Raw genomic sequence first — 1,755 nt, 5'->3', positions numbered from 1 at the left:
GTTAGTGTAAAGTTTTTTTACACTACTTCTCTTTTAAAATCTTTATATATCAAGGTTTCGCAAGTTTTTTGTATAAAAAAACAACGACCCCCTAATTTCATGTTAAAATTGAATCACCACAACACAAATTTAACCATGAAAGGATGTCGTTATTATGGATTCAATTATAACTTATTTACTAGCATATAATCAATATTTAATTAAAACTATTTATCACCTTCTTATTTTTATCTCTAAATATATTCCACTTAAACAGATGGCATTTGATGATTCAAATAGTCCCGAGTATCAAAAATTCAAAGTGGATAAGCTACCTACTATCCTTAAATTTGAAAAAGTAGATTATAAACTTCTCCTAGCTTATTACAAACATAAATATAATAAATCCGTAAAACCCGTCCAAAGACGGAACGGTAAATCTATTCCCGAAAAAACTAAATGTCCTAAATGTGGAGCACCTCATGGATATATCTATGATAACAATGGTAGTAAAGGACAGTTTCAATGTAAAGTTTGTGGTCTTACATTTAAAGAAACTAATTACGTAACTAAGCCAATAGTATTTGTATGTCCTTACTGTGGTGCTACGCTTACGGAACAAAAGCAACGTAAGCACTTTAGAATACATAAATGCAATAATTCTAAATGTTCCTACTATCAAAAAAATCTTAGGAAGCTTCCGAAAGGTCTTAATCCTTCAGATAAATATAAATACAAGCTTCACTACATATATCGTGAATTTAATATTGATTTCTTTAAAATGGATTTATATCCAATATCAAAACATGCAACTGGATTTAGTTTTAAGAAGTTCAATTCTCATATAATGGGATTATGTCTTACTTATAACGTTAATTGTAAGATGTCTACACGACAAACAGCACATGTTTTAAAAGAAGTTCATGGAATAAAAATTTCACATAGAACTGTTGCTAATTATGCATTAACAGCAGCTGCCGTTATTAAACCATTTGTTGATACATTTGATTACAAACCAGCTAATATACTCTCTGCCGATGAAACTTATATAAAAGTTAAAGGCATTAAGCACTATGTTTGGATTGTAATGGATGCTTGTAAAAAGTCGATTCTAGGCTATCAAGTATCTGATACAAGAGCTACTGGCCCATGTATATTAGCAATGCGTATGGCTTTTGATAAGTTTAAGAACTTTCCTGGAAAAGCTTTGAACTTCGTTGCCGATGGTTATAGTGCTTACCCGTTAGCAAAGCAACAATTTGAACTTGAGGCAAATAAAGAATTTACCTTAACTCAAGTTATTGGTCTTACTAATGAGGATCCTATATCTGAAGAATTCCGTTGGGTTAAACAAGTTGTAGAGCGTTTAAACCGTACTTTTAAATCTTCCTATAGAGGTACATGTGGCTACGGAAGTGACGATGGTGCTCTTTACGGCTTCTCCCTTTGGGTTGCTTATTATAACTTTTTGCGCCCACATCCTTATAATTACTGGCGTCCATTAAATGAACTTAAGCAACTAGATGGCATTGATAATATGCCTGCAAAATGGCAGATTCTTATCAGTCTTGGGCAACAAACCATATTGCATATACAAGAATCTAAAAGTTCTTGATAAACTATAAAATTAAATACTGATTTTTATTTTGCCTCCGCAATCGAAGGCTTTTTTGTAGTGCTTAAATTTAGCATTTATTTTCAACATAAATCAATTTATTCAAATAATTACCTTTATGTTGATTTATCTATTTTTTTCATACGAAACTTTACACTATC

1 protein-coding gene is annotated in these 1,755 nt (G+C 31.2%); it reads left to right on the top strand.

Features of this window, described 5'->3' with window-relative positions; genetic code table 11:
- The first annotated feature begins 154 nt into the window (after positions 1-154).
- Positions 155-1,594 (top strand): DDE-type integrase/transposase/recombinase, encoded by a 1,440-nt coding sequence (locus I2A75_RS17805; RefSeq protein WP_195266935.1) that lies wholly within the window; start codon positions 155-157, stop codon positions 1,592-1,594.
- The last annotated feature ends 161 nt before the right edge of the window (positions 1,595-1,755 follow it).

This window comes from Clostridium sp. 1001275B_160808_H3 (assembly GCF_015550425.1).
Classification (GTDB): Bacteria; Bacillota; Clostridia; order Clostridiales; family Clostridiaceae; genus Clostridium.
Note: the sequence above shows the minus strand (reverse complement) of the source record. Positions and strands in the feature narration are given on the sequence as shown.